This is a genomic window from Nonomuraea antri (assembly GCF_013283785.1).
GTDB classification, from domain to species: domain Bacteria; phylum Actinomycetota; class Actinomycetes; order Streptosporangiales; family Streptosporangiaceae; genus Nonomuraea; species Nonomuraea antri.
Genome location: NZ_JABCPZ010000071.1, coordinates 1 through 26,939, shown reverse-complemented (window position 1 = coordinate 26,939; position 26,939 = coordinate 1). Strand labels below are relative to the sequence as shown.

24 protein-coding genes are annotated in these 26,939 nt (G+C 70.4%); 15 read left to right on the top strand and 9 right to left on the bottom strand.

The window, feature by feature from the left end; genetic code table 11:
• Nucleotides 1–26 precede the first annotated feature (26 nt).
• The 5 genes from HII36_RS23490 to HII36_RS23470 are packed head-to-tail and all read left to right on the top strand — an operon-like array spanning nt 27 to nt 4,043.
• Nucleotides 27–392, top strand: a complete 366-nt coding sequence (locus HII36_RS23490) for a DUF3499 domain-containing protein (protein ID WP_173525391.1) — start codon at nt 27–29, stop codon at nt 390–392.
• Between the two features lie 44 nt (nt 393–436).
• Nucleotides 437–1,786: a phosphomannomutase/phosphoglucomutase gene (locus HII36_RS23485; protein WP_173525390.1), complete on the top strand. Its 1,350-nt coding sequence runs from the start codon at nt 437–439 to the stop codon at nt 1,784–1,786.
• Complete coding sequence (locus tag HII36_RS23480) at nt 1,783–1,950, top strand: Trm112 family protein (RefSeq protein ID WP_173525389.1); 168 nt, start codon at nt 1,783–1,785, stop codon at nt 1,948–1,950. Before HII36_RS23485 ends, HII36_RS23480 begins: the two co-directional genes overlap by 4 nt.
• Complete coding sequence (locus tag HII36_RS23475; RefSeq protein WP_328807841.1) at nt 1,947–3,053, top strand: bifunctional phosphoglucose/phosphomannose isomerase; 1,107 nt, start codon at nt 1,947–1,949, stop codon at nt 3,051–3,053. Before HII36_RS23480 ends, HII36_RS23475 begins: the two co-directional genes overlap by 4 nt.
• A 51-nt stretch (nt 3,054–3,104) precedes the next feature.
• Complete coding sequence (locus HII36_RS23470) at nt 3,105–4,043, top strand: cation diffusion facilitator family transporter (protein ID WP_173525388.1); 939 nt, start codon at nt 3,105–3,107, stop codon at nt 4,041–4,043.
• A 59-nt stretch (nt 4,044–4,102) separates the two neighbouring features.
• On the opposite strand, the gene HII36_RS23465 is transcribed toward HII36_RS23470, so the two are convergent.
• Entirely contained in the window at nt 4,103–4,441 is a 339-nt protein-coding gene (locus tag HII36_RS23465) for a MerR family transcriptional regulator (RefSeq protein WP_173525387.1), read from the bottom strand.
• A 102-nt stretch (nt 4,442–4,543) separates the two neighbouring features.
• Between HII36_RS23465 and ahcY the strand changes: the two genes are divergently transcribed.
• The gene (gene ahcY, locus HII36_RS23460) at nt 4,544–5,971 is read left to right on the top strand and encodes an adenosylhomocysteinase (protein WP_173525386.1); all 1,428 of its coding nucleotides are present in this window, start codon (nt 4,544–4,546) and stop codon (nt 5,969–5,971) included.
• 68 nt (nt 5,972–6,039) lie between these two features.
• A complete protein-coding gene (locus HII36_RS23455) occupies nt 6,040–7,275 on the top strand; it encodes an adenosylhomocysteinase (protein WP_173525385.1) in 1,236 nt (411 codons plus the stop codon).
• 20 nt (nt 7,276–7,295) lie between these two features.
• Here HII36_RS23455 and HII36_RS23450 read toward each other — a convergent pair whose 3' ends face one another.
• A complete protein-coding gene (locus tag HII36_RS23450) occupies nt 7,296–7,934 on the bottom strand; it encodes a DUF305 domain-containing protein (protein ID WP_328807840.1) in 639 nt (212 codons plus the stop codon).
• A 168-nt stretch (nt 7,935–8,102) separates the two neighbouring features.
• Here HII36_RS23450 and HII36_RS23445 point away from each other — a divergent pair, with 168 nt between their 5' ends.
• Nucleotides 8,103–9,512, top strand: coding sequence for an LVIVD repeat-containing protein (locus tag HII36_RS23445; RefSeq protein WP_173525384.1), 1,410 nt, complete (start codon nt 8,103–8,105; stop codon nt 9,510–9,512).
• A gap of 63 nt (nt 9,513–9,575) precedes the next feature.
• On the opposite strand, the gene HII36_RS58000 is transcribed toward HII36_RS23445, so the two are convergent.
• Nucleotides 9,576–10,562 (bottom strand): RDD family protein, encoded by a 987-nt coding sequence (locus HII36_RS58000; RefSeq protein ID WP_173525383.1) that lies wholly within the window; start codon nt 10,560–10,562, stop codon nt 9,576–9,578.
• 51 nt (nt 10,563–10,613) lie between these two features.
• Between HII36_RS58000 and HII36_RS23435 the strand changes: the two genes are divergently transcribed.
• Entirely contained in the window at nt 10,614–11,606 is a 993-nt protein-coding gene (locus HII36_RS23435) for a stage II sporulation protein M (RefSeq protein WP_173525382.1), read from the top strand.
• Nucleotides 11,607–11,622: 16 nt separating this feature from the next.
• Here HII36_RS23435 and HII36_RS23430 read toward each other — a convergent pair whose 3' ends face one another.
• Genes HII36_RS23430 through HII36_RS23410 form a run of 5 tightly spaced genes read right to left on the bottom strand, consistent with a single transcriptional unit; the run spans nt 11,623 to nt 16,813 of the window.
• Nucleotides 11,623–12,996 carry a DUF58 domain-containing protein gene (locus HII36_RS23430; protein WP_173525381.1) on the bottom strand — a complete coding sequence of 458 codons (1,374 nt, stop codon included), beginning with the start codon at nt 12,994–12,996 and terminating at the stop codon, nt 11,623–11,625.
• Complete coding sequence (locus HII36_RS23425; RefSeq protein ID WP_173525380.1) at nt 12,996–13,976, bottom strand: AAA family ATPase; 981 nt, start codon at nt 13,974–13,976, stop codon at nt 12,996–12,998. Before HII36_RS23425 ends, HII36_RS23430 begins: the two co-directional genes overlap by 1 nt.
• Entirely contained in the window at nt 13,966–15,150 is a 1,185-nt protein-coding gene (locus tag HII36_RS23420) for a DUF4350 domain-containing protein (protein ID WP_328807839.1), read from the bottom strand. Before HII36_RS23420 ends, HII36_RS23425 begins: the two co-directional genes overlap by 11 nt.
• The gene (locus HII36_RS23415; protein ID WP_173525379.1) at nt 15,147–15,800 is read right to left on the bottom strand and encodes a DUF4129 domain-containing protein; all 654 of its coding nucleotides are present in this window, start codon (nt 15,798–15,800) and stop codon (nt 15,147–15,149) included. Before HII36_RS23415 ends, HII36_RS23420 begins: the two co-directional genes overlap by 4 nt.
• Entirely contained in the window at nt 15,797–16,813 is a 1,017-nt protein-coding gene (locus tag HII36_RS23410) for a glycerophosphoryl diester phosphodiesterase membrane domain-containing protein (RefSeq protein WP_328807838.1), read from the bottom strand. Before HII36_RS23410 ends, HII36_RS23415 begins: the two co-directional genes overlap by 4 nt.
• 506 nt (nt 16,814–17,319) lie before the next feature.
• Here HII36_RS23410 and mtrA point away from each other — a divergent pair.
• The 6 genes from mtrA to HII36_RS23380 all read left to right on the top strand — a co-directional run bounded on the left by mtrA (nt 17,320) and on the right by HII36_RS23380 (nt 24,342).
• Nucleotides 17,320–17,997, top strand: a complete 678-nt coding sequence (gene mtrA / locus HII36_RS23405) for an MtrAB system response regulator MtrA (RefSeq protein WP_043620615.1) — start codon at nt 17,320–17,322, stop codon at nt 17,995–17,997.
• 18 nt (nt 17,998–18,015) lie between these two features.
• Complete coding sequence (gene mtrB, locus HII36_RS23400) at nt 18,016–19,758, top strand: MtrAB system histidine kinase MtrB (RefSeq protein WP_173525377.1); 1,743 nt, start codon at nt 18,016–18,018, stop codon at nt 19,756–19,758.
• Complete coding sequence (locus tag HII36_RS23395) at nt 19,745–21,451, top strand: LpqB family beta-propeller domain-containing protein (protein ID WP_173525376.1); 1,707 nt, start codon at nt 19,745–19,747, stop codon at nt 21,449–21,451. The genes mtrB and HII36_RS23395 overlap by 14 nt, the downstream gene beginning before the upstream one ends.
• A gap of 31 nt (nt 21,452–21,482) precedes the next feature.
• Nucleotides 21,483–22,220, top strand: a complete 738-nt coding sequence (locus HII36_RS23390; protein ID WP_173525375.1) for a ComF family protein — start codon at nt 21,483–21,485, stop codon at nt 22,218–22,220.
• Nucleotides 22,221–22,802: 582 nt separating this feature from the next.
• The gene (gene hpf / locus HII36_RS23385) at nt 22,803–23,471 is read left to right on the top strand and encodes a ribosome hibernation-promoting factor, HPF/YfiA family (protein WP_173525374.1); all 669 of its coding nucleotides are present in this window, start codon (nt 22,803–22,805) and stop codon (nt 23,469–23,471) included.
• 172 nt (nt 23,472–23,643) lie between these two features.
• Nucleotides 23,644–24,342: a response regulator gene (locus HII36_RS23380; RefSeq protein WP_173525373.1), complete on the top strand. Its 699-nt coding sequence runs from the start codon at nt 23,644–23,646 to the stop codon at nt 24,340–24,342.
• Nucleotides 24,343–25,488: 1,146 nt separating this feature from the next.
• Here HII36_RS23380 and HII36_RS23375 read toward each other — a convergent pair.
• A complete protein-coding gene (locus HII36_RS23375; protein ID WP_173525372.1) occupies nt 25,489–26,688 on the bottom strand; it encodes a winged helix-turn-helix domain-containing protein in 1,200 nt (399 codons plus the stop codon).
• Nucleotides 26,689–26,939: the final 251 nt, after the last annotated feature.

The window sequence follows — 26,939 nt, the reverse complement described above, 5'->3', positions numbered from 1 at the left end:
GCACTCTTACCAGATACGGTCCCTCCGTGAGCCCCGTCCGCCGCTGTTCCCGCACCGCGTGCAGCCAGCCTGCCGTCTTCACGCTCACGTACGTATACGCCGACTCGACCGCCGTGCTCGGCCCCCTGGCGACGTACGCGGAGCCACACTGCTATGACCTGTGCGCGGAACACGCCGAGCGGCTGACCGCTCCCCGTGGCTGGGAGGTGGTCAGGCTGCCCACCGACGGCGGCTCGCCCAGCTCCGACGACCTCGAAGCGCTGGCCAACGCGGTCAGGGAGGCCGCCAGGCCGACGCCGTCCGGCGGCGAGCCGGTCGGCCAGGGGGTGGAGGTCGGGCGACGCGGGCACCTGCGGGTTCTCCGGTCGGCTCAGCAGCATCGTGACCGGTAGGCTCGTTTTACACCGGAGAAGCGACCTAGGGGCGGAGCTGACGAGTGGGCGACCTCGCCAAGATCTTCAAGGCGTACGACGTTCGGGGCGTGGTTCCTGACGAGTTCGACGAGCAGAGCGCCGAGGCGGTGGGGGCGGCCTTCGTCGAGGTGACCGGGGCCACGTCGGTCGTGGTCGCGCACGACATGCGCGAGTCGTCCGTGCCGCTGTCGCAGGCGTTCATCCGCGGCGCCCGTTCGCGGCGCGCGGACGTGGTCAACGCCGGCCTCGGCTCCACCGACCTGCTCTACTACGCCAGCGGCAGCCTGGGCCTGCCCGGGGTGATGTTCACCGCCAGCCACAACCCGGCCCGCTACAACGGCATGAAGATGTGCCGCGCGGGCGCGGTGCCCATCGGCGGCGACACCGGCCTGAGCGAGATCCGCGACAGGGCGGCCGAGCTGATCGGCATCACGGCCACGCCGTCGGGCTCGCTGATCGAGAAGGACCTGCTGTCCGGCTACGCCGACCACCTGCGCACGCTGGTCGACCTGTCCGGCATCCGGCCGCTGAAGGTGGTCGTCGACGCGGGCAACGGCATGGGCGGCCACACGGTGCCAGCCGTCTTCGACGGCCCGCCGATCGAGCTGACCCCGCTCTACTTCGAGCTCGACGGCAGCTTCCCCAACCACGAGGCCAACCCGCTCGAGCCGCAGAACCTCCTCGACCTGCAGCGCGCGGTCGCCGAGACCGGGGCCGACCTGGGGCTGGCCTTCGACGGCGACGCCGACAGGTGCTGGGTGGTCGACGAGCGCGGCGCGTCGGTCTCGCCGTCCGCGGTCACCGCGCTGGTCGCCGCCCGCGAGCTGGCCAAGTACCCGGGCGCGACGATCATCCACAACCTGATCACGTCCACCGGGGTGCCGGAGATCGTCCGCGAGCACGGCGGCGTCCCGGTGCGCACCCGCGTCGGCCACTCCTTCATCAAGGCCGAGATGGCGCGCACCGGCGCCGTCTTCGGCGGCGAGCACTCCGCCCACTACTACTTCCGCGACTTCTGGTTCGCCGACTCCGGCATGCTGGCCGCGATGCACGTGCTGGCCGCGCTCGGCGAGCAGGAGCGGCCGCTGTCGGAGGTGGTCGGCGCCTACTCCCGCTACCATGCCACGGGCGAGATCAACAGCGCGGTCGCCGACCAGGGCGAGGCGCTCCGGCTGGTCCGGGAGTCGTTCGCGGGCCGCGGCGAGTTCGACGAGCTCGACGGGCTGACCGTGACCGGCTCCGGCTGGTGGTTCAACCTGCGGCCGTCCAACACCGAGCCGCTGCTCCGGCTGAACGCCGAGGCCGCCGACGAGAGCAAAATGACGGCGATCAGGGACGAAGTCCTCGCCATTGTGGGAAAGGTGTCAGAGTGAAGATCGATGACTGGCTGCTGGAGATCCTGGCCTGCCCGGCGTGCAAGTCACCGCTGCGTGTGGAGAACGAGGCGGACGAGCTCGGCTGCACCGGCTGCGGGCTGATCTACCCGGTGCGCGATGACATCCCCGTTCTGCTCGTCGATGAGGCCAGGAAGCCGTGACCTGGGACCCCGGGCGGCTCGACGACCAGGATCACCTGTCTGAGGGAGATCCCGGCGGCATGCTGCTCGCGGTCGCCACCTCGGCGGCTCAGGTGCGCACCGGGCACCGGGCCGCGGTCGAGTCCGGCGTGCACCGGCTGGCCTCAGACGGCCGCCCGCGCGCCGTCGTGGTCGCGGGCATGGGCGGCTCGGGCATCGCCGGTGACATCCTGGCCGCGGTCTGCGGCAACGGTTGCCCGGTTCCGATCACCACGCTGCGCTCGTACCAGCTGCCCGGCTGGGTGGGCGCCACCGATCTGGTCATCGCCGTCTCCTGCTCGGGCGAGAGCGAGGAGACGCTGTCGGTGGCCACGCAGGCCGTGCGCCGCGGCTGCACCCTGCTGGCCGTCGGCCGCGCCGGCTCCCAGCTGGAGGCGATCGCCACCCAGGCGTCCGCGGTGTTCGTGCCGGTGCCGGCCACCGGCCAGCCCAGGGCGAACCTGTGGCTGCTGACGGTCCCGCTGATCGTCGCCGCCGCCTCGCTGGGGCTCGTCCAGGTCGACGAGAGCCTGTTCGAGGACGTCGCCAAGACACTCGAAGACCTCGCGCACCGGTGCCGGCCGAGCAGCGAGTCGTTCATCAACCCGGGCAAGTCCCTGGCGATGGAGCTGGCCGAGAGCGTGCCGATGATCTGGGGGTCGTCGCCCGCGGCGGCCGTGGCCGGCTACCGGCTGGCCTGCCAGCTCAACGAGAACGCCAAATACCCGGCCGTCTTCGGCGAGCTGCCCGAGGTCAACCACAACCAGGTGATGACCTTCGACGGGCCGCTGGCCGAGCGCGACATCTTCGCCGACACCCAGGGGCGCACGCTCAGGCTCGTGATGCTGCGCGACTCCGAGGAGCACCCGCAGGCGTCCAAGCGGCGCGAGGCGTCGCTGCGGCTGGCCAGGGATCGCGACGTGCCCGTCACCGAACTGGCCGCGGAGGGCACCCATCCGCTCGAACGACTGGCGGGTCTGATCGGGCTCGGCGACTACGCCAGCGCCTACCTGGCCTTGGGCTACGGTATCGATCCGACTCCAGTGTCAGCGATCACAGAGCTGAAGGCCAGGATTTCGCAATAGGATCCCTTTTCAGGTCTTTAAGTTGTTGATCTTTATGTCTGGAGACGACCGGTGAGTGCGAGCGGCGGTACGAAAGCAATCGTTGCGGCGTTGTTGGCGAACATGTCCATCGCCGTGGCCAAGTTCGTGGCCGCGTTCTTCACGTCGTCATCGTCGATGCTCGCGGAGGGCATCCACTCGGTGGCCGACTCGGGCAACCAGGTCCTGCTGCTGTTCGGCGGCAAGCGCGCGCAGCGCGAGCGGACCAAGACCCACCCGTTCGGCTACGGCCGCGAGCGCTACTTCTACGCGTTCGTGGTGGCCGTGGTGCTGTTCACGATCGGCGCGGCGTTCTCGCTCTACGAGGGCGTCAACAAGCTCATGCACCCGCACGATCTCAGCTCGCCCATCTGGGCGTTCGCGGTGCTGATCTTCGCGATCATCGCGGAGATCTTCTCGTTCCGCACCGCGATCAAGGAGTCGAACGCGGTGCGCGGCAACCAGTCCTGGTACGCCTTCATCCGCCACTCCAAGTCGCCCGAGCTGCCGGTCATCCTGCTGGAGGACCTCGGCGCGCTCTTCGGTCTGGTCTTCGCGCTGTTCGGCGTGACGATGACCGTCGTCACCGGCGACCCGGTCTGGGACGCCATCGGCACGCTGATGATCGGTGTGCTGCTGGCCGTGATCGCGATCGTGCTGGCCATCGAGACCAAGTCGCTGCTCGTCGGCGAGGGCGCCGCGCCCGACGTGGAGGAGCAGATCCGGGCCGCGCTGGAGAGCGCGCCCGAGGTCGAGCGGGTCATCCACATGCGCACGCTGCACCTGGGCCCGGAGGAGCTGCTGGTCGCCGCCAAGATCGCGGTCGAGCACGACGACACCGCCTCCCAGGTGGCGCAGGGCATCGACGAGGCCGAGCGGCGCATCCGCGAGGCGGTGCCGATCGCCCGGGTGATCTACCTGGAGCCCGACCTGTACCGCCAGCAGACCACCCCCACCACCACGGCGGGGTAGCCGGGAGACGACGAAGGGAGCCCCTTCCCGGGGCTCCCTTTCGCATGTGCGGGCAGGCGTCAGGCCGTCGGCGGGCGCAGCAGCCGCAGTGCCTTCTCCTTCTCGAAGTCCAGCGCCCGGCGCGGCACCTGGATCCGCCCGATCCGCACCCCCAGCTCGCGCACCGCCGCGGCCACCGCCGGCTCGCTCAGCACCCGCAGCGCGAACGCCAGCTCGGCGGGCGAGACGTCGAACCGTTTCTCCAGCTCCACGCCCTGCGCCACGGCGGCCAGCTCCTCGGGCCCGAACCTGCGGTGCGCCCCCTGCTCGCGCACGGGCGGCAACAGCCCGAGCGCCTCCCGGTAGCGGAGCATTCGAGGGGACATGCCGAGACGCTGGGCGGCTTCCGTGATGCGCATCCTTACATTCTTACGTCAGTTTCGGGGTGCTGGGGGTGCAGCCCTTCGGCGACGCGGCCTAAACTCGTCGGCGACAACCATCGTGACGCGAGGGGAAACCAGATGGACTTCAAGGTCGCCGACCTTTCACTTGCCGAGTTCGGCCGCAAGGAGATCCGGCTGGCCGAGCACGAGATGCCCGGCCTCATGGCGGTACGCAAGGAGTACGCGGCCTCCCAGCCCCTGCGCGGCGCGAAGATCATGGGCTCCCTGCACATGACGATCCAGACCGCCGTACTCATCGAGACGCTCGTCGCGCTGGGCGCCGAGGTCCGCTGGGTCAGCTGCAACATCTTCTCCACCCAGGACCACGCCGCCGCCGCGGTCGTCGTCGGCCCCGAAGGCACCGTCGACGAGCCCAAGGGCGTGCCGGTGTTCGCCTGGAAGGGCGAGACGCTGGAGGAGTACTGGTGGTGCACCGAGCAGGCGCTCACCTGGCCGAACGGCGACGCCCCCAACATGATCCTGGACGACGGCGGCGACGCCACGCTGCTGGTGCACAAGGGCGCCGAGTACGAGAAGGCCGGCGCCGTCCCCGCCGCCACCGCCGACGACCCGGAGGAGTGGCACGTCATCATCGACCTGCTCACCCGCACGGTCGGCGCGGACAAGCGGTGGACGAAGATCGCCGAGAGCATCCAGGGCGTCACCGAGGAGACCACCACCGGCGTGCACCGTCTCTACGAGATGCACAAGAACGGCCAGCTGCTGTTCCCGGCCATCAACGTCAACGACTCGGTCACCAAGTCCAAGTTCGACAACAAGTACGGCTGCCGCCACTCGGTCATCGACGGGCTCAACCGCGCCACCGACGTGCTGATCGGCGGCAAGGTGGCCGTGGTCTGCGGCTACGGCGACGTCGGCAAGGGCTGCGCCGACGCGCTGCGCGGCCAGGGCGCCCGCGTCATCGTCACCGAGATCGACCCGATCTGCGCCCTGCAGGCGGCCATGGACGGCTTCCAGGTCACCACGCTCGAGGAGGTCGTGGGCATCGCCGACATCTTCGTCACCGCCACCGGCAACTTCAACATCATCACCGCCGCGCACATGGCGAAGATGAAGCACCAGGCGATCGTGTCGAACATCGGCCACTTCGACAACGAGATCGACATGGCGGGCCTGGCCAAGACCCCCGGCATCGTCAGGAACACCATCAAGCCGCAGGTCGACGAGTGGATCTTCGAGGACGGCCACTCGATCCTCGTGCTCGCCGAGGGCCGGCTGATGAACCTGGGCTGCGCCACCGGCCACCCGAGCTTCGTCATGTCCAACTCGTTCACCAACCAGGTGATCGCGCAGATCGAGCTGTTCACGAAGACGTCGGAGTACCCGATCGGCGTCTACACGCTGCCCAAGCACCTCGACGAGAAGGTCGCCCGGCTGCACCTCGACGCCCTGGGCGTCAAGCTCACCGAGCTGTCCAAGGAGCAGGCCGCCTACATCGGCGTGCACGTGGAGGGCCCGTACAAGTCGGACCACTACCGCTACTAGGTCTTCTCCAGGTCTCCGCAGGGGCCCACGGCCCCTGCGGAGCCGTTTTCACGCAGGGGGGCGCGCACATGGATCTGGCCGACAGCGGGGAGCGCCAGATTTCCTGGGCTGCCCGGTCGATGCCGGTGCTGACGGCGATCGGGGAGCGGTTCTCGCTGGAGAGACCGCTCGACGGCCTGAAGATCGCCGCCTGCCTGCACGTCACGGCCGAGACGGCCGTGCTCATGGGCGCGCTCAAGGCAGGCGGCGCGCGGATCGCGCTGGCCGCGTCCAACCCGCTGTCCACCCAGGACGACGTCGCCGACGCGCTGCGCGACTACGGCATCGCGGTGCACGCCAGGGCCGGCGTCGACCGGGCCACCTACTACCGGCACATACACCAGGCCCTCGACCTGGCGCCCGACCTCGTCCTGGACGACGGCTGCGACCTGGTGAACATCCTGCACACCGAGCGCACCGACCTGCTGCCGGGGGTGAGCGGCGGCTGCGAGGAGACCACCACCGGCATCATCAGGCTGCGCCAGATGGCCGCGGAGAGCGCGCTGCGCTTCCCGGTGGTCGCCGTGAACGACACGCGGACGAAGCGGATGTTCGACAACCGCTACGGCACCGGCCAGTCGACGCTCGACGGCATCATGCGGGCCACCAACATGATGCTGGCCGGCCGGACCGTGGTGGTGGCCGGGTTCGGCTACTGCGGCCGCGGCGTGGCCGAGCGGGCCAAGGGGCTGGGCGCGCGGGTGATCGTCACCGAGATCGACGCCGTCAAGGCGCTGGACGCCACCCTGCAGGGCTACGAGGTGCGCCCGATGGCGCAGGCGGCGATGCTGGGCGACCTGTTCGTCACCGTGACGGGCAACCGCGACGTGATCAGGGCCGAGCACCTGTCGGTGATGCGCGACGGCGCGATCCTGGCCAACGCCGGCCACTTCGACGTGGAGATCGACGTGCGCGCCCTGGACGAACTGGCCCACGAGGTGCACCGGGCGGTGCGGCCCAACACCGACGAGTACGTCCTGCCCGACGGGCGGCGGCTGCTCCTGCTGGCCGAGGGCCGGCTGGTCAACCTGACGGCCGCGGAGGGGCATCCGGCGGCCGTGATGGACATGTCGTTCTCGGCCCAGGCGCTGGCGGTCGCGTGGCTGGCGGGCGAGCGCTCGGCGCTGCCCCCCGGCGTGTACGACGTGCCCGAGGCGATCGACCACGAGGTGGCCAGGCTCAAGCTGGCGGCGACGGGCATCGCGATCGACGCGCTCACCGGCGAGCAGGAGGAATACCTGCACTCCTGGCGGATCGGCTCGTGAACGTCTGACGTCCGGCCGGGTCATAGCTCGGTCAGCAGTTCCTGCATGCGGCGGATCTCGGCCGTCTGGGTGACGTTCACGTCGGTGGCCAGTTCTTCGATCTTGATGTGCGAGCCGCCGATCAGCACCTGGTCCGACATCGCGAGCGCGCCTTCGTGGTGCTTGATCATCAGCTCCAGGAACATCCGGTCGAAGGCCGTGCCGGAGGCCGCCTTCAGCGCGTCGAGCTGCTCGGGCGTGGCCATGCCCGGCATGCCGGCGTGGCCCGCGTGGTGGTCGGGCACCTTCTGCTGGAGCTGTCGCAGCCAGGTCGTCATGTACTGGATCTCGGGTCCCTGGGCGGCCTGGATGCGGTCGGCCAGGCTCTTGACCCGCGTCGACGACGCCCGGGTCGGCGCCAGCAGCGCCATGTCGAGCGCCTGCCGATGGTGGACGATCATGTCCTGGACGTACTTCACGTCGGCGGCGTTCGCGGTGGACGCGGGGACGGCGGTGGCGGCCTCGGCGGGCGACAGGGTCTTGTTCTGCTCGCCGGGCCGCCCGGGCGCGAGCACCGGCGCGGTCGAGTCGGCCCGCGGCGTCGGCTGGGCGCCGGTGGAGGTGCAGCCGGCGAGGGCGACCACCGAGCCCGTGATGACGATGAGCGCGGCGCGCAGCACTCGGCCTCCCTGCCTGAGCCAGTTCTGGATGCGCACTTTAGGCCAGATGGTTGATCATTAAAAGATGATGAATAGGAACAAAAATTGACAGATTGCGCTCTGGCCTAGGAGGTGGGCAAACGTGACGATTGTGTGGATTTATGCCCCCTTTACAGGAGGTTCCTGTACGTGTTCACCCCCCGTAGAGCACTCATCCTGGTGGCGGCGGCCTTAGCCGCGGTGGCCACCGCGCTGCCCGCTCAGGCGGCGGACATCCCGGCTCCCGGCGAGATCGTCATGAGCCCGAACATCACGCACGTCACCAACGTGCCCAAGCCGCAGGCCCTCGCCGACATCCACACCGACATGGCCTTCCAGGGCGACTACGCCTACGTCGGCAACTACTACGGCTTCTCGATCTACGACATCAAGCACCCGAAGAAGACGTCCCTGGTCAGCTCGGTCGTCTGCCCCGGCGGCCAGATGGACGTGTCGGTGTACGGCAACCTGCTGTTCGGCTCCGTGGACTCCTCGCGCAGCGACGACTCGTGCAACAGCACCGGCCAGACCGCCTCGAACAAGGCGTCCTGGGAAGGCGTGCGGATCTTCGACGTCTCGAACAAGTCCCAGCCCGTCTACATCAAGTCCGTCGAGACGAACTGCGGTTCGCACACCAACACGCTGGTGCCCGACAAGGCCGGCGAGAACGTCTACATCTACGTCTCGTCCTACAGCCCCAGCGCCAGCTTCCCCGACTGCCAGCCGCCGCACGACCTGATCTCGATCATCAAGGTGCCGCTGGCCAACCCGACCGCCGCGACGGTCATCGCCACGCCGAACCTGTTCCCCGACGGCGGCTTCCCCGGCGTGCCGGGACCGTACCCGCTCGGCAAGTCGGCCACCACGGGCTGCCACGACATCACCGCCTACCCGGAGAAGAACATCGCGGCCGGCGCGTGCATGGGCGAGGGCATCCTGCTCGACATCTCCAACCCCGAGCAGCCCAAGGTCACCGCGACCGTCCGTGACACGGTGAACTTCGCCTTCTGGCACTCGGCCACGTTCAACAACCAGGGCACGAAGGTCGTCTTCACCGACGAGCTCGGCGGCGGCACCAGGGCCACCTGCAACGCGGCCATCGGCCCGAACAAGGGCGCCAACGCCTACTACGACATCGTGGGCGGCCAACTGCAGTTCAAGAGCTACTTCAAGCTGCCCAGGCACCAGGCCGACAGCGAGAACTGCGTGGCGCACAACGGCTCGCTGATCCCGGTCAAGGGCCGCGACGTCATGGTGCAGGCGTGGTACCAGGGTGGCATCTCGGTGGTGGACTTCACCGACTCCGCCAACCCGCAGGAGCTCGCCTGGTTCGAGCGCGGCCCGGACAACACCGCTCCGCCGCTGGACGGCGGTTTCTGGTCCGCGTACTACTACAACGGCTACATCTACGGCTCCGACTTCAACCTGGGCCTGGATGTGCTGAAGCTCAACGACCCGCGGACCAACCAGGCCAACAGCGTCAAGATGGACCTGCTGAACGCCCAGACGCAGGGGTCGTACCGGGAACGGGGCAACGGCGTCCCCGGCGGCGGTCACTGAGGTAGAACCGGCTGAAACGGGCGGCGGGGACCTGACGGTTCCCGCCGCTTCGCCGTGCCGGGCCTACTGCGGCGGCGCGAACCCGCCGGGAGTCGCCCGCGGCGGCTCAGGCGCCGGCGGCGCGGGCGGCGCGTACGGCTGCCCGTTGGGCATCGGCTGGGGCGGCGGGCCGACCTGCGGGCCAGGCTGTGCACCGGGCTGTGCACCGGGCAGGGCGCCGAACTGCGGGCCAGGCTGGGGGTACGGCTGCGGCGCAGGCTGAGGGGCGGGGCCGGGCTGGAGGTGGTAGGACGCGGCGTTGTTCGCCCGCCGGGCCAGCCGCTCCTCCTCGCGCCGGCGCCGTTCGGCCAGGATCGCGCTCAGGTACGCGTGCGGCGGCACGCCGGGCGGCGCGGCCGGCGTGACGAACGACGCCGCCTGCCGCGCGATGCGCAGCCCCATCTCGTGCTGGATCTGCGGCGACAGGTCGTGCCAGCGCATCAGGTACTGCCGCGCGGCCGAGACCACCTCGTCGGGCAGCTGCGAGAACTCCAGCCCGGCCGCCCACTGGGCCAGTGGCGGCGGCATGACGATGAGGTGCGAGCGGTCGGCCGGCGCCCGCTCGGAGATGACGATGGTGCCCGCGAAGAGGTCGCCGAGCCGCTTGCCCCGCTGCGAGATCAGCGAGGAGATCAGCGCGGGCGCGCCCCAGAACATCCAGAACTCCACCACCCCGGCCAGGCCGCGGAACAACGCCTGACGGAACCGCTCGGGCCCGCCGTCGTCGCCGACCACGCGCAGCCCGAGCGCGAGCTTGCCCAGGCTGCGACCCCTGCTCAGCGACTCGAACAGCACCGGGTAGCCGACCGTGACCAGCACCACCAGCACGATCATGACCGCGCCCAGCATGGCGGAGTCGGAGATGATCGAGAACGCGCTCAGCGCGGTGTAGACGCCGATCAGGAAGAGGAACTGCACCACCAGGTCGATGAGGATCGCCAGCGCGCGGGAGGGCATCTGCGCCACCCGGACTTCCACGACGACGGCATCGCCGGTCACAACCTCTGACATACGTGGAGCCTAACGGCAATGTCCGCCTGGTTGAGCGGTCACAATGAACGGGTGGACATCGACGCGTTCGTCACAGCACATCGCCCGATCTGGGACAGGCTTGAGCATTTGCTGAAGAACCGGTCCTCGCTGACCGGTGACCAGGTCGACGAACTGGTCGATCTGTACCAGCGGGTGTCGACGCACCTGTCCATCGTGCGCTCGTCGTCCACCGACGCCATGCTCATCGGCCGGCTGTCCGCGCTGGTGGCCAGGGCCAGGTCCGCGGTGACCGGGGCGCACGCGCCGGCCTGGCGGGAGTTCATCCGCTTCTTCACGGTCTCGTTCCCGGTGGTGGCCTACCGGGCGCGGTGGTGGTGGCTGGCCACCTCGGTGGCCTTCCTCGCGGTCTCGTGGGTGCTCGCCGCGTGGGTGGCGGCCAACCCGGACGTCCAGGCGGCCATCGCCACGCCCGAGGAGATCACCCAGCTCGTCGAGCACGACTTCGCCGACTACTACTCGGAAGACCCGGCCGCCTCGTTCGCCAGCCATGTCTGGGTCAACAACGCCTGGGTCTCCGCGCAGGTCATCATCTACGCCATCCTGCTGGGCATCCCGATCCCGCTGATCCTGTGGAGCAACGCGGCGAACCTGGGCGTGATCGCCGGCCTGATGTCCTCCAGGGACAAGCTGGACATCTTCTTCGGCCTGATCACCCCGCACGGGCTGCTCGAACTGACCGCCGTCTTCCTGGCCGCCGCCGCCGGCATGCGGCTGGGCTGGACGGTCATCTCACCGGGCCGCCGCAGGCGCGCCGAGGTGCTGGCCGAGCAGGGTAGGGCGGTGATGAGCGTGGCGCTCGGGCTGGTCGTGGTGCTGTTCGTGTCGGGGCTGATCGAGGCGTTCGTGACGCCGTCCGGGCTGCCGACCGCCGTCCGCGTCGGCATCGGGGTGCTCGCGCTGGGGGCGTTCCTGGCGTACGTGATCGTCTTCGGCCGCCGGGCGCTGCGCGACGACGAGACCGGCGACGTCGAACGCGCCCCCGACGTGGCGCCGACCGCCTGAGACCCCCGCGGGGCGCTCAGAGGCGGCCGGCCGCCTTCAGCGCCAGGTAGGCGTCGGCCAGGGCGGGAGCGATGTCCTCGGGCGGCGCGTCGACCACCTCGACGCCGTTCCTGCGCAGCCTGGCGGTGATGTGCCTGCGGTCGAGCTGCACGTGCTCGGCCGCCGCCGCGTCGTAGACCTGCTCGGCCGTCTCCCGCTGGGCCGCCATGGCCGCCACGCGCGGGTCGGACACGCCCGCGACCAGCACCAGATGGCGCGAGGAGAGCTGCGACAGCACCGGCATCAGGCCCTCGTCGAGCGCGGCCCCGTTCAGGTCGGTCAGCAGCACCACCAGGCAGCGCCGCTTGGCACGCGACAGGATCGCCGCCACCATGCCCTGCGAGTCGGCCTCGACCAGCTCGGCCTCGATCGGCGCCATCACGTTGACCAGCGACGACAGCAGCTCCGTACGCGACGCGCCGGTCACCCAGGCGCGTACGGCCCGGTCGTAGGCGAGGAAGTCGACCTGGTCACCGGCCCGGGCGGCGAGCGCGGCCAGCAGCAGCGCGGCGTCCATCGACCAGTCGAGCCGCGGCCAGCCCGGCGCCGGCTGCGGACCCTGCCTGACCAGCAGGCCGCCACCGCCCGGTGCGGCGCCGGTGAGCGGGATCGGCGCGTCGCCGACGCGCCCGGCCGAGGTGCGGCCCGTGTCGAGCACGATCAGCACCCGGCGGTCGCGTTCCGGCCGCCAGGTGCGTACCACGACGTCGTGCCGGCGCGCGGTGGCCCGCCAGTCGATCGAGCGCACGTCGTCGCCCACCACGTACTCGCGCAGCGAGTCGAACTCGGTGCCCTGGCCGCGCACCAGCGCCGGGTGCTGGCCGTCGAGCTCGCGCAGCCTGGCCAGCCTGGACGGCAGATGCTTGCGCGACAGGAACGGCGGCAGCACCCGCACCGACCACGGCGCCCGGTGGGTGCCCTGACGGGCGGCCAGGCCGAGCGGGCCGACCGAGCGCACGGTCACCGCGACGGAGGACCTGTCGCCGCGCCTGGTCGGGTTCAGCGTGATGGCGATCCTGCGGCGCTCGCCCGCGGGCACCTCGATGTCGAGCTCCCTGGGCGTGGCGTTGGCCGACGGCGGCCAGGCGTCCCTGAGCAGGCCGCGCACCGCGCGACCGCCCGGGTTCTCCACGATCAGCTCGACCGTGGCCCGCTGACCCAGCCGGACCAGCGTGTCGCCGGCGCGCTGGAAGCGCAGCGGGCGCACCGCCCCGGCCAGCGCCAGGTCCAGGCTGATCGCGGCGGCCAGCAGCAGGACGAATCCCGCCAGCGCGGCCCCCGGCTGCGGCGCGAGCAGCACCAACACGATCCCGAGCGCCGCGACCAGCCCGGCGCGTCCCGTCAGAGCCATCAGCGCGGAACCGGGACCGAGGCCAGGATGCCGTCGAGCAGGCCGTCGGCGGTCGCGCCCTCCAGCTCGGCCTCGGGGCGGAGCTGCACGCGGTGCCGCAGCGCCGGCCTGGCCAGCGCCTTGACGTCGTCGGGCGTCACGTACGGCCGCCCGGACAGCCAGGCCCACGCCCGCGAGGCGGCCAGCAGCGCGGTGGCGCCACGCGGGGAGACGCCGAGCTGCAGCGACGGCGAGTTCCTGGTGGCGCGGGCCACGTCCACGATGTAGCCGAGCACCTCGGGCGCCACGTGCACCTTCGAGACCGCCTCGCGGCCCGCCGCCAGGTCTTCGGCCGTGGCGACGGCCTTGACCTCGCTGAGGTCACGCGGGTCGAAGCCGCGCGCGTGCCGTTCGAGCACCGCGATCTCCTGGTCGCGCGGCGGCAGCGGCACGGTCAGCTTGAGCAGGAACCGGTCGAGCTGGGCCTCGGGGAGCTGGTAGGTGCCCTCGTACTCGACCGGGTTCTGCGTGGCGCAGACGATGAACGGGTCGGGCAGCTTGCGCGCCTCGCCCTCCACGCTGATCTGCCGCTCCTCCATGGCTTCGAGCAGCGCGGCCTGCGTCTTCGGCGGGGTCCTGTTGATCTCGTCGGCGAGCAGCAGGTTCGTGAAGACCGGGCCCTCGCGGAACTCGAACTCGGCGGTCTTCGCGTCGTAGATCAGCGAGCCGGTCACGTCGCCCGGCATCAGGTCCGGCGTGAACTGCACGCGCTTGAAGTCCAGCGACAGCGCCGCCGACAGCGTGCGCACCATCAGCGTCTTGGCCACGCCGGGCACGCCCTCCAGCAGCACGTGGCCCTTGCACAGCAGCGCGATCACCAGGCCGGTCACCACCGCGTCCTGCCCGACCACCGCCTTGGACACCTCGGCGCGCAGCGCGCCGAGCGCCTCCCTGGCCGAGTCCGCCGGAGTCGTCACGCGGAACGTCTCGTCAAAGTTCACTCACTTGCCTTTCGATGAAGTCCAAGTAACCCGCCAACGCGACCAGGCCCGCGTCGTCGGCCGGCGGTGGCCCGTACAGTGCCGCGCCGACCTGCTGCGGGTCGTGCCCGATCCGTACGGACAGCGCCGAGACCACCTCGTGCCGCCCTGCCCCGGACCCTAGCCCCAGCCGGGGCGTGAGCCGGTCGACGGTGCCCGACCTGAGCTTCTCCGCGGCCTTGGCCCTGGCCCGCCTGGCCCGGTAGAGCCGGCCCCGGCCCTCGACGGTCTCGGCCGCGCGCACGATCACCGGCAGCCGCTCGGTCACGACCGGGCCCAGCCTCCTGCCGCGCCAGAACGCCAGCAGCAGCACCGTGATGATCGTCATGTAGATGGCCCACCTGAGGCTGCCGGGCATCAGGTCGTAGACCGACTTGTCGCCGGGTTCGAGCACCAGGTCGGGCGGCGGCGCCTCGGGACGCACCAGCCAGGTCACGGATCTGCCGGTGCCGATCAGGTTGAGCGCGAGCGCGGCGTTGCCGTCTTCGGCCAGGTAGCCGTTGGTCATGAAGGTGCCGCTGCCGACCATCGTGATCGTGCGGCCGCCCTCCTGGAAGGTGACCAGCGCGTGGCCGTCGCCCGCCGGGTAGCAGCCGCGTGACCCGCTGGGGCCCTTGAAGGCCGTGTCGCCGATGAAGGCGCTGCCGGCCACCCGGGCGGCCTCAAGATCGCACTCGGGCTCGCGGGAGCGTTCGCGCACCGGCTCGCCGACCGTGCTCACGCCGGGGGCCAGGACGTCGAGCCCGAGCTGGTCGCCGATGATCAGGCGGTCGCCGGGGATCTCGGCCAGCGTGTCCTCGTCCACGTAGAGCATGTCGGTGATCAGCAGCAGCGTCGGGCCCTGCGCCGCGTTGGCCGCGGCGGCCTCGGCCGAGTCGACCTTCTTCACCTCGACGCCGCGGTCGCGCAGCAGCTCGGCCAGCGCCTTGGCGCCGTTCATCGAGGTGCCGTCGGGGTCGAGGGCGCGCGTGGGGCCGCCGCTGGGGGCCAGCAGCACGCCCAGGATCGCGGCCAGCACGATGACCAGGCCGATCACCAGGGCCAGCCGGCTCGCCCGCCACGCCGAACGCAGGGTGGGCGAGGCCGCGTAGGAGGACTCATGGACGGGCGGCGCGGGACGCATGTCGAGGCTCACGCGGCGCCTCCCGCGGGCGGGCCGACGGGACCCTGGGCGGTCGCGCCCGCCAGCACCGGCCTGGCCTGCTGGAGACGTTCGTCGAGCCCGCGCATGGCCTCGTAGGCGGCCTGAGTGCCGGGCACCCCGCCGTAGGTGACGTCGTCGAACGAGCGCGCGGCCGCGGCCAGCTCGTCGGCGAACGCGGGCAGCGCGAGCCCGGCCTCGGCGGCCAGCTCGTCGGCGGTGCGCCCGGGCATCGCGGTGACCAGCGCACGCTCCTCCAGATCACGCGCGATGGCGCGCAGCCGCTCCTGCACGGCGGCCGTCCAGTCGCCGGCGGCGGCCAGCCGGTCGGCGGCCTCGCGGTGCTCGCCGGCGGTCATCGCGCGCTCGCCGAACAGCGCGCCGGCCGCGGCGGCGTTCTTGCGCGCGGTCTTGCGCAGCCACCACGAGACCAGCACGATCACCGCGAGCAGGATGGCGGCGATCACCACGGCGGCGATGATCCCGCCGGTGGTGCCGCCGCCTGAGGCCACGTCCATCAGGTCGCCGATGAACTGCATGACCCGCCGCCAGACCGCGTCGAGCACGGACTCCTTCTCGTACTCGGGCTTGAGGAGTTCCTCCGCGGCCCTGCGCGCGGCCTCCTCCCTGTCGATCGGGGTCACGGCCTGGGGGAGTTGGACGGGTGCCAGAGGTCGTCCGCCGAGGCGTGCACCCAGCCCTGGCGTTGCTGTTCGATGGCGGCCGTCTGCAGCACCAGGTCGAACGCCTCACTGCGCATGCGGCGGTCGGCGTACAGCAGGCCGGAGACGCCGGCCGTGACGGGATAGCTGATCATGGCCGCGATCGTGCCGCCGATGCCGATGAACACGGTCGCCGCGATCGCGCTGACCGTGCTGCCCGCGCCGAGCATGCCGAACACGGTGCCGAGCAGCGAGAACGGGATCGCCACGATGAACGCCATGATCGCCACGAGGATGGCGGTGAGCAACTGGACGCCGAAGACGCGCCAGAAGTCGCCGCGCACGAGCTGCCAGGAGCGGCGCATGCCTTCGATGGGCCCGCGGCCCTCCAGCACCACGGCCGGGGCGGCCAGGCAGAAGCGGGTCCAGAAGAACACCGCGTAGGCGACGTAGGCCAGCATGAACAGCACGATCAGCGTGATCACGCCGCCGACCGCGTCGCCGTCGAAGCCGCCGGCCGTGCCGATGGCTATGATCAGCAGGATCAGCAGGAGCATGGGCGCGACCAGGATGATCCCCAGCAGCAGCGCCACGCCGAAGAGCGCGGGCACCCGGTTCGCGACGCGGCGCCACGCCTCGCCAGGCGTCATGGCGCCGCCGAACACGGCCCGCCCGAGAATGCGGGTCAGCAGGCCGGTCAGCACGGTGACCACGAAGAACTCGAGCACGCTCGACAGCAGTTCGCCCGCGTACGGCGCGAGCACGCCCAGCGAGGTGCCGAACTCGGTCGGGTCGTCGCCGGGGTTGGCGAACGCGGTGCCGAACATGTCGAGCATGATGCCCTGGCCGACCGCCACCGGCACCGTGACCAGCAGCGCGGCGATGGCCGACAGCCCGAGCACGGCCTTGGGGTTGGCGCGGATCAGCTTGATCGTGCCGTCGAGGATGTCGCCCAGCTTCAGTGGCCGCAGCGGGATGATCCCGGGGCGGAGCACCGGCTGGTGCTGCTGGTAGCCGTGCGGCGGGCCCGGCGGATATGGGGGCTGACCGTAAGGAGGGGCTTGCTGCCCGTACGCTTGACCGTACGGTTGCTGCTGGGGGCCAGGCCCGTATGGCTCGCCGTACGATTGCTGCTGCTGACCGGGCGTGGTCCACGGGGAGGCCTGGGGGCCGTGGTACGGCGGGGGCTGTTCGGCCGACCACCCTGATGGCGTCTCGTGACCGTCTGACATATACCAATCCTGGCACGGTGGGCGGGTCATTGGTGTCACGTGACGGATTCACTAGGTCAGCAAGCGCGTATTTACCGACGAATCCGGACAACGATCCCAGCCGGGGATGGCCGAAACTTGGTCTGTTACCGCAGACTGAGATAGCGGTCGTGGGGGCGAGCCTAGAATTTCCCTTTCGCCGGCCTGATGTCCCACTCATGGGCCGACGGAGGGTAACCTTCAGCAACCGTGCGGGTATGTCCCACAATGCGTAGAACGAATGAGGGGCCATGAAAGGTCGCGTGCTGGTCGTCGACGACGACGCCGCTCTCGCCGAGATGCTGGGCATCGTGTTGCGCGGAGAAGGCTTCGAACCGTCCTTTGTCTCCGACGGCGACAAGGCCCTCGACGCGTTCCGGGATACACGCCCGGACCTGGTCCTGCTCGACCTGATGCTGCCGGGCGCCGACGGCATCGACGTCGCGCGCAGGATCAGGGCTGAGTCGGGGGTTCCGATCGTCATGCTCACCGCCAAGAGCGACACCATCGACGTGGTGCTCGGGCTGGAGTCGGGCGCTGACGACTACATCGTCAAGCCGTTCAAGCCGAAGGAGCTGGTGGCCAGGGTGCGTGCGCGGCTGCGCCGCACCGACGAGCCCACCCCCGAGATCCTCCAGATCGGCGACATCACCATCGACGTGGCCGGCCACTCGGTCAAGCGGGGCGAGGAGACCATCAACCTCACGCCGCTCGAGTTCGACCTGCTCGTCGCCCTGGCGCGCAAGCCGCGTCAGGTGTTCACCCGCGAAGTCCTGCTCGAGCAGGTCTGGGGCTACCGTCACGCGGCCGACACGCGGCTGGTCAACGTGCACGTGCAGCGGCTCAGGGCCAAGATCGAGAAGGACCCGGAGCACCCCGAGATCGTGGTGACCGTGCGCGGCGTGGGCTACAAAGCCGGGCCCGCTTAGCCTCCGCCTCACCCCGCCATGCCCCCGACGAACAAAAAATCCGCCCGCCGCCGGACATTCCGCCAGATTCTTGGCGGGGTCCGGAGGCGGGTTCGTCGTGCGGCGGGCTGGGCCAGGCGGCTGTGGCGGCGTTCACTGCAGCTCCAGGTCGTCACCAGCACGCTGCTGATCTCGGTCACGGTCGTCGTCGTGCTCGGCATCTTCCTGTCGGAGCAGATCAGCACCTCGGTCATGGCCGGCAGCAAGAGGTCGGCCGTCGACGAGGCGGTGGCCGACCGGCTGCAGATCCACAACGCGCTGAACCAGCGCCAGGACGAGCAGACCAAGACCGCCGAATCGGGCGTCAAGTCCGAACCGCTCGACGAGGTGATGAACGCCATCACCGGCTCGGGCGAAGGGGGCTCGGAACAGGGCTACGAGGTTCTCGTGCTCAACCCGACCAGCCCCGGCAAGTCACGCGCGTCGAACGGGGTCTCGCCCCTGGACGTGCCGTCCGGCCTGCAGCGCGACGTGCGCCGGCACCTGGAGAAGCAGGACTACCAGACCACGACCACCGTCATCCAGTCGATCAAGCTGCCCGGCGAGAGCCAGCCCAGGCTCACGTTCGTCATCGGCAGCGGGGTCGACGAGCTGGCCTCCGGCGAATACTTCGAGATCTACCACTTCTTCCCGTTCACCGCCGAGGAGGAGATGCTCTCCAAGGTCCGGCTGGCGATCGTCGTGGTGGGGCTCGGGCTGGTGCTGCTGCTGGCCGCCATCGCGTACGTGGTCACGCGCCAGGTCGTCACGCCGGTGCGGCTGGCCAGGCAGGCCGCCGAGCGGCTGGCGTCCGGCAAGCTGGACGAACGGCTCAAGGTGCGCGGCGAGGACGACCTGGCCCGCCTGGCCACCTCGTTCAACGAGATGGCCGCCAACCTGGCGCTGAAGATCCACCAGCTCGAGGAGCTGTCGCAGGTCCAGCGGCAGTTCGTCTCCGACGTCTCGCACGAGCTGCGCACCCCGCTGACCACCGTCAGAATGGCCGCCGACCTGCTCTACGACGCCCGCGAGGACTTCGACCCGATGGCCGCGCGCTCGGCCGAGCTGATGCAGGCCCAGCTCGAACGCTTCGAGTCGATGCTGGCCGACCTGCTGGAGATCAGCCGCTACGACGCCGGCGCGGCCACGCTCGACCTCGACTCGGTCAACGTCTGCGACGTGGTGCACCGGGCCATCGAGGACTCCGCGGCGCTGGCCGAACGGCACTCCACCCGGTTCGAGCTGCGGCTGCCCGTCGAGGCCTGCATGGCCGAGATCGACAAGCGTCGGGTCGAGCGCATCCTGCGCAACCTGCTGTTCAACGCCATCGAGCACGGCGAGGGCCGTGAGGTCGTGGTGACCGTCGGCGCCGACAGGGACGCCGTGGCCATCGCGGTGCGCGACCACGGGATCGGGCTCAAGCCGGGCGAGGAGACGATGGTGTTCGACCGGTTCTGGCGGGCCGACCCGTCCAGGGCCAGGACCATCGGCGGCACCGGGCTCGGCCTGGCCATCTCGCGCGAGGACGCCACGCTGCACGGCGGCTGGCTGCAGGCGTGGGGGCAGTCGGGCGAGGGCTCGCAGTTCAGGCTGACGCTGCCGCGCGCGGCCGGGGCCGACCTCAAGGGCTCGCCGCTGCCGCTGGTGCCGCCGGAGATCGAGATGCGCCGCACGTGGCGCGGGCACATGACGCCGGTGCTGCTGCCGGCCATGGGCGACGGGGGCGGCCATGAGGAAGACTGACCTGCTGCGCGCCACGCTGGCGGCCGGCCTGCTGGTCGGCGGCACCGGCTGCACGGTGATCCCCGTGGGCGGCCCCGCCGTCCCCTACGTGGCGCAGGGACGAGACTCGCTCACCAAGCCGTTCCACCGCATGGTGGCCATCGAGCCGCAGCCCGACTGGACCCCCGAGCAGACGATCAGGGGCCTGCAGGCCGCGATGGCCGCCTACCCCGACGACCCGGCGACGCTGCAGAAGTACCTGACCCCCGAGGCGCGGGCCACCTGGCAGCCGACGAGCACCGTGGTCGTGCTGGAGAACGCCTTCGAGGTCGGCGACCAGGACCCGCGCGACACCGACGAGACCGTCCGCAAGGTCCAGATCGTCGGCACCCAGGCCGCCGTGATCGAGCACGACGACACCTACCGACCGGCCGAGCGCAAGGAGACGATCCCCTTCACGCTGGTGAAGGACCCCAAGGGGGGTTACCGGGTCAGCTCCATGCCCGACGGGCTGCTGCTCACCGTGGCCGACGTGGCGCGGGCGTACCGGCCGACGAAGCTGTACTACGTCGCGGGCGACAGGCTCGTGGCGGACCGCGTGTGGCTGCGGCTCAAGGCGGCGCAGCCGTTCGCGCAGACCATCATCGAGCGGCTGCTGAACGAGCCGAGCTCGGCCCTGGTCGGGGCCGTCGGCAGCGGCTTCATGCCCGGGACGAAGGTGGAGTCCGTCAGGTCGGGCGAGGACAACGTGGTGATCAACCTCAAGGGTCCCGTCGGGTTCGACCGGCGCCAGGAGATCCTCGCCCAGCTTCAGGCCAGCCTGTACAAGAACGACATCGCCAACGGCCGCACCATCGAGGTCCACGTGAACGGCGAGCCGTACGCGACGGACAAGGACATCGACCCCGGCTGGCTCGACAACGACAGCGGCGACGCGTACTACCAGGACAAGGGCGCGCTGCACCGGCTGCCCGCCAAGGCCGACGAGGACGGCCCGCTGGTGGGGTACACCGCGGGCAAGCCGGACACGGAATACACCGACTTCGCGCTGGCCAAGCGGAGCATCGGCCTGGTCGCGGCCAAGGGCCCCGACGGCATCTCGGTGACGAGCCTGAACGAGGAGCGCCCCTGGCAGCAGGTCATCCAGGGCGACAAGCTGACCCCGCCGACCTGGCACAGGGACGGCACGCTGTGGACGTTCGACCAGCGCAACGGCGTGGTGCTGCGCTGGGACCCGGAGGGCGTCAGGCGGGTCTCCGCGCCCGGGGTGGCCGGGCTGAACGTGACCAGGCTCAGGATCGCCAGGGACGGCGTCAGGGTGGCGGTCACCAAGGGTGACACGCTGGTCGAGGTGGGCGCGCTGGCGCTGCCGTCCGCCCTGATGATCGGCAACGTGCGCCAGCTCTTCAAGGCCGACTCGGGCGAGACGATCCGCGACGTGGCGTGGCGCGACGGCGAGCGGCTGCTGGTCCTGACCAAGAGCAACGCGGGGCCGAACCTGCTGGAGATCAACGTCGGCGACGGGTCGAAGCGGGAGATCCCGCTCAAGGACGACCTGCGGTCGCTGGCGGCGATGCCGGACATGATCCTGGCCGAGGCCAAGCCGAAGGAGAACAAGGACGGGGGCGTGATTCTGGAGTTCATCGAGGAGCAGCAGAGCTGGACCCCCAGAAGCACGGCCAACGCCCACGACCCGGTCTTCCCCCTCGGCTGAACTGTCGGTGCGGCAGGGCATGCTGGGCGGCGTGCTCTGCTCCTTGCTGGATCTCCTCCTGCCGCAGACCTGTGTGGGCTGCGGCGCGTCCGGTCCGCGGTGCTGCGCGCGCTGCCTGGCCGAGCTGGCGGCCGCGCCGCGTCCCCGCCCGCCGGAGTGCCCGCCGGCCGGGCTGCCCGTGTGCTGGTCGGCCGCCGACTACGCGGGAGCCGCCCGGCGCGTCGTCGTCGCCTACAAGGAACGCGGTGAGTCGGCCCTGGCCGCGGCGCTCGCCGACGTCCTGGCCTACACGGTCACCCGAGCCGTGGCCGCGGCACCGCGACCGGGTGACGGCGGCCGGCGGCGGCTGGTGCTGGTGCCGGTGCCCAGCGCCGTACGCAGCCTGCGCACCCGTGGCCACGACCCGGTCGGCCGGCTGGCCCGGCTGGCGGCGCGGCGGCTGAACGCGTACGGGGAGTGCCGTGCGGAGGTCTGGCCGGCGCTCGCGCACCGGCGCCGCGTGGCCGACCAGGCGGGCCTGAGCCGCACGGAGAGGCGCGGCAACCTCACGGGGTCACTCTGGGTCCCGAACCCCGGGGAAAGCCCCTCAGCGGCGAATGTGCTCCTCGTGGACGACATCGTGACGACCGGCGCCACCCTCGCCGAAGCCGCGCGGGCTCTGCGCAGGTCAGGGGCCGTAGCGTCGGCTGCCGTCACCGTCGCCGCGACACGCCGAAGATCTTCCAAACCATTACGGTCACGGACGGTAAAGATGCATCCATCACTTTGATCTGGCGTGGAGGACACATGTCCGTACCCCTAGGGGCGTGGTGGGCCAGCTCAACGAACGGCGGCCCCGCGCCCATAAGGGTTGCCGCGCGATTAAACAGGGCATCCCTTCACACTGAACGACCCTTGGGAAATCACGGAAAGTGATCGTTTCGCCAAGGCTCAGGCTGACATTCGTCCTGGATGCGGATAGCGTTCTGACATGGCACCCGTTCGGGTCCGTGGTTGCGCAGAGCCGGTGTTCCCGGCTCTGCTAGCCGATGCCAGCCGCAGGCAAAACGGTCCACGTAAGGCGACTCTTTGTCGACCGATCACGGTGCGGCTTAGGGGTAAGTCCTGCCTTCCCGAGGGTCCAGATGTCCCTCGTCAGAAGAGAAGGGCAGTAGTGGCAACAGAGCTGCGAAACCCTCAGCAGGCGAATGTGGGGTCGAAGACCAGGTCGGCCGGGCGGGTGCCGCCGGAGTTCCCGGTGACTGCGAGTCGGAAGAGGGTAACGGTGACGGAGAGGCAGGCAGAAGACCCCGTCCGGCAATCACGGCGTCGGGCGCTCTTGCTCAGTCGTTAGACGAAGGGGGGCTGTTGCATGGACATCATCGTCAAGGGCCGGCACACAGGAGTGAGCGACCGGTTCCGAGACCACGTGACGACCAAGCTGGCCAGGATCGAACGTCTGGACAACAAACTCATCAGAGTCGATGTGGAGGTGTCGAAGGAGCGCAATCCGCGCCTCGCCGACCAGCGCGAGCGCGTCGAGCTGACCATTCACTCCCGAGGGCCGGCCATCCGTGCCGAGGCCTCGGCCGACGACCGATTCGTAGCCCTCGACATCGCCCTCGACAAGCTGGAAGGCCGCCTCAGGCGACTGGCCGACCGGCGCAAGGTCCACCACGGCAACCACTGCCCGCCCTCGGTGGCAGAGTTCACCGCGACGCTCCCTGACGTCGTCGGCCTGAAACCCCAGGCGGCCCCGATCGTCCCCGAGCCCGCCGAGTCCGAAGAGGACATCTACGCGCGGGCGGACGACAAGCAGTACGACGACATCGTCCCCATCGAGATGGACGGCGACGGGCCGCTCATCGTGCGGGAGAAGTTCCACAGAGCGGAACCCATGACCATCGACCAGGCCCTGCTCGAAATGGAGCTGGTCGGCCACGACTTCTATCTGTTCCGTGACAAGGAGAGCGGCCAGCCGTGTGTCGTGTACAACCGGCGCGGCTACAACTACGGCGTGTTGCGGCTCGTAGAGCCATGATCGCGCGCTAAAAGATCTTCTCGACCACCCTAGAACCGCGGCACCCGTGCCATCATTGCGGTTCAACGGCTCTGGCCCCCCGACGAGGAGGAGACGTGAGCGAGCTCAGTCAGGCGCAGTTGAGCGAGCGAAGCGAGCGAAAGGCAGTCGCGAGGCAGATCAAGGAGGCCTCGTGACAGAGTCCGGCGAGGCCCGCACGCCAGACAGCGAGCCCATCCGCGTGCTCATCGTGGACGACCACGAGCTGATCAGGCGGAGCCTGGCACTCGCGCTGGCAGCCGAGCCCGACATCGAGGTGGTCGGTGAAGCGAGCGACGGGCAGGAGGCGGTCGAACTGGCCGATCGCCTCATGCCCGACGTCGCTCTCATGGACGTCCGCATGCCCCGGCAGGACGGAATCGAGGCCACGAAGGGCATCAAGGCCTCGGTCCCGAGCACCCGGATCATCATGCTGACCGTCAGCGACGAGGAAGAGGACCTCTTCGAGGCCATCAAGGCCGGCGCCACCGGCTACCTGCTCAAGGACGTCCAGATCAACGACGTCCCGGCGGCGGTGCGTGGCGTGCACGAGGGCCAGTCGTTAATCAACCCGGCGATGGCCGCCAAGCTCATCAGCGAGTTCGCGAACATGAGCCGCAAGGAGAGCGAGCGCCCGCCGCAACTGCCGGTGCCCCGGCTGACGGACCGCGAGATGGAGGTCCTGCGGCTGGTGGCCAAGGGCATGAACAACCGGGAGATCGCCAAGCAGTTGTTCATCTCCGAGAACACGGTGAAGAACCACGTGCGGAACATCCTGGACAAGCTGCAACTGCATTCGCGTATGGAGGCGGTGGTCTACGCGGTGCGTGAACGAATGCTGGAGATCACCTAACAGGCAACCCGATCGGCCCTGACTGACTGGTCTGGCCTCCGCTGACTGCTCCGGCCCCGTTGGCCGTGTGGCCCGCAGTGGCGTGCTGGCCCGCTGGCTCGCACTGGTCGTTCGGCTCGCACTGGCGCGTCCAGCCCGGCCAGCCCGCACTGGTCGTTCGGCTCGCACTGGCGCGTCCAGCCCGGCCGGTCCGCACTGGTCGTCCGGCCCCACCCGCCGTTGGCCCGTACTGGCCGTTTGGCCCGCACTGGCGCGTCCGGTCCCACCGGCCCGCATTGGCGCGTCCGGCTCGCACTGGCCCGCACCAGTCGGCCAGCCCCACCCGCCGTCTGGCCCGCGTCGGCCGGCGGTTCTCGTCGCGCCCGCGTCTTCGCCAGTGTCCGGGCCTTCCCTGGCCGCGTGATCGTCGGGGGTCGCCTGATCCTCGCTGGTCGTCTGGTTTCACCGGCGGCTCGCCCGACTGGCACTCTCCGGTCGGCCTTCGTCGGCTCGGTCGGCCCCTGCCGGTCGATCCGCAGGTTCCCGGCCGACTCCCATCGAGAGGCTGGCCCCGCTACGGCCAGCTCCCATCGCTCAGCCCGGTGCCGCTACGGCCAGTTCCCATCGGTCAGCCCGGCCAGCTCGCCTGCCGCCGACCTAACGCAGGGGTGCACGATGCCGGGGCACATGAGATGCACGAGCACACGCAGAGGCTCGTGCTCGTACTCGTGCTCATGTAAGCGCATGTCCCGCTGAGCGCCGATCTCTCGCGCCGTTGCCGCTGGAGTGGTCGCAGTCCCGGCGCTCGTGACACGCCTCCGCCAGCGGGTCCAAGCGCCCCAGGGCGCCCGGCCCGTACGCGCTGACCGCGGACACGCCGAGGAGCCCGTGATGCGGCAAACTCCGAGGTGCGTGCCCTGTGTGACGGTACGGCCTCGGCGTCTCGGTCTCCCGCATCAGGCAACGACCGACGCGCTCCGTGTGTATGGACCGGTCTCCGCGCCCCGCACGTTGCGAGGCGCGCCTTCGGGGGTCGGGGCCGCAGTCGTGGAGATGACCTCGTGCCCCGTTACCCCGAGGAGGCGCGCTTCCGTGAGGGGGAATGGGGCTACGGAGGGCCCCGATGCCCGATGCCGGGTGCGAGGTCAGTGGGTGCGGGATGCCGGGTTAGCGGGGTGGGGTGTTCAGGAACGTGATGAGTTCCGGTGGGTCGGCGCGTTCGACGCGGACCGAGTCGCACCCGACCCACTCCGCCGCCGACCACAAGGCGTCACGCAGCCCCTCGGCCCACTTGCCTGGCGCGAGGCCGAGTTCGAGGCTGAGCTGCCTGGCGACCAGCGTGGAGCCCTCGCGCGCCGGGTCGACGCGCCCGATGAGCCGGCCGCCGGAGAGCACCGGCATGGTGAAGTAGCCGTGGACCCGCTTGTGCTTGGGTACGTACAGCTCCAGTTGGTACTTGAAGCCGAAGACGCGCTCGGTGCGGCCGCGGTGCCAGATGAGCGAGTCGAACGGCGAGACCAGCGTGTTGCGGTGGCGGCCGCGCGGCTCGGACTCCAGCGCGGCCGGGTCGGCCCAGGCGGTGGCCTGCCCCTTCTTGCTCGGCCAGCCCGACACGGTGACCGGCACCAGGCCCGCCGCGCCGCTGAGCAGGGCTTCGTCGAGCATCGCGGCATGCCGGCCCTGGAGGCGGAGGAAGTCGATCAGGTCGGTACGGTTGGCCACGCCGAGTGAGCGGCCGGCGATCGCGGCCAGGCGGGTGACGCACTCCTCGTCGGACGGCTCTTCGGCCAGGAGGTCGGCCGGGACGGCGCGTTCGGCGAGGTCGTAGACGCGACGCCAGCCGACACGCCGGCTGACCACCACCTCACCGATGTCGAGCAGCCACTCCAGGCCGATCTTGGAGTCTGACCAGTCCCACCACGGGCCGCCGTTCTTGGCGCCGCCGACGTCGGAGGTCATCAGCGGGCCCTGGTCACGCACCTGCTGGAGCAGCTGGTCGACGTTGCCGGGGACCTCGTGCCAGCGGAAACGCCGTTCGCGGAAGGCGCGGCGCCGGAACGAGTAGAGCGGCCAGTGCTCGATCGGCAGGATGCAGGCGGCGTGGCACCAGTACTCGAAGCTCTGCGCGGGGTTGTGCCAGTACGCGCGCTCGACCTTCGGCCGCCCGACGGCGCCGAGACGGGCGTAGGCCACCAGCTCGTGCGAGCGGGCCAGGACCGAGATCGTGTCGAGCTGTACGGCGCCGAGCCTGCGCAGCATGCCGTGCACGCCGCCCTTGCGCGTGTCGGCGCCGATCAGGCCCTGGGCGCGCAGAACGACACGCCGGGCCTCGTCGGCGGAGAGCTCGGTCGTGGTGAGCTCGGTCATGTCGGCTCCCCGGCGCGAACGGGAGCGCGGGAGGGGAGGGGGACAGGGAGGAGAGCAGGGGCATGCATGCCCGCAATTTAGCCGGTGGCACTGACAGAAACGCCGCCCGGTGGCACACCACAGAAACACCCTCAGCGTTCGGAACCCGGCATTCAGAACCCGGCGTTCGGATCCCCAGTGTTCGGATCCTGGCCTTCGGATCCTGGGGGCCGAACGGAGCGATCGGAACGCGGTGGGGCCTGCGGTGGTGG

What these genes read in the sequence shown, in the direction of transcription:
- HII36_RS23465 (WP_173525387.1), bottom strand. Translation starts at nt 4,441, where the DNA reads ATGCGCATCACGGAAGCCGCCCAGCGTCTCGGCATGTCCCCTCGAATG.
- ahcY (WP_173525386.1), top strand. Translation starts at nt 4,544, where the DNA reads ATGGACTTCAAGGTCGCCGACCTTTCACTTGCCGAGTTCGGCCGCAAG.
- HII36_RS23455 (WP_173525385.1), top strand. Translation starts at nt 6,040, where the DNA reads ATGGATCTGGCCGACAGCGGGGAGCGCCAGATTTCCTGGGCTGCCCGG.
- HII36_RS58000 (WP_173525383.1), bottom strand. Translation starts at nt 10,562, where the DNA reads ATGTCAGAGGTTGTGACCGGCGATGCCGTCGTCGTGGAAGTCCGGGTG.
- HII36_RS23430 (WP_173525381.1), bottom strand. Translation starts at nt 12,996, where the DNA reads ATGGCTCTGACGGGACGCGCCGGGCTGGTCGCGGCGCTCGGGATCGTG.
- mtrA (WP_043620615.1), top strand. Translation starts at nt 17,320, where the DNA reads ATGAAAGGTCGCGTGCTGGTCGTCGACGACGACGCCGCTCTCGCCGAG.
- mtrB (WP_173525377.1), top strand. Translation starts at nt 18,016, where the DNA reads ATGCCCCCGACGAACAAAAAATCCGCCCGCCGCCGGACATTCCGCCAG.
- HII36_RS23395 (WP_173525376.1), top strand. Translation starts at nt 19,745, where the DNA reads ATGAGGAAGACTGACCTGCTGCGCGCCACGCTGGCGGCCGGCCTGCTG.
- hpf (WP_173525374.1), top strand. Translation starts at nt 22,803, where the DNA reads ATGGACATCATCGTCAAGGGCCGGCACACAGGAGTGAGCGACCGGTTC.
- HII36_RS23375 (WP_173525372.1), bottom strand. Translation starts at nt 26,688, where the DNA reads ATGACCGAGCTCACCACGACCGAGCTCTCCGCCGACGAGGCCCGGCGT.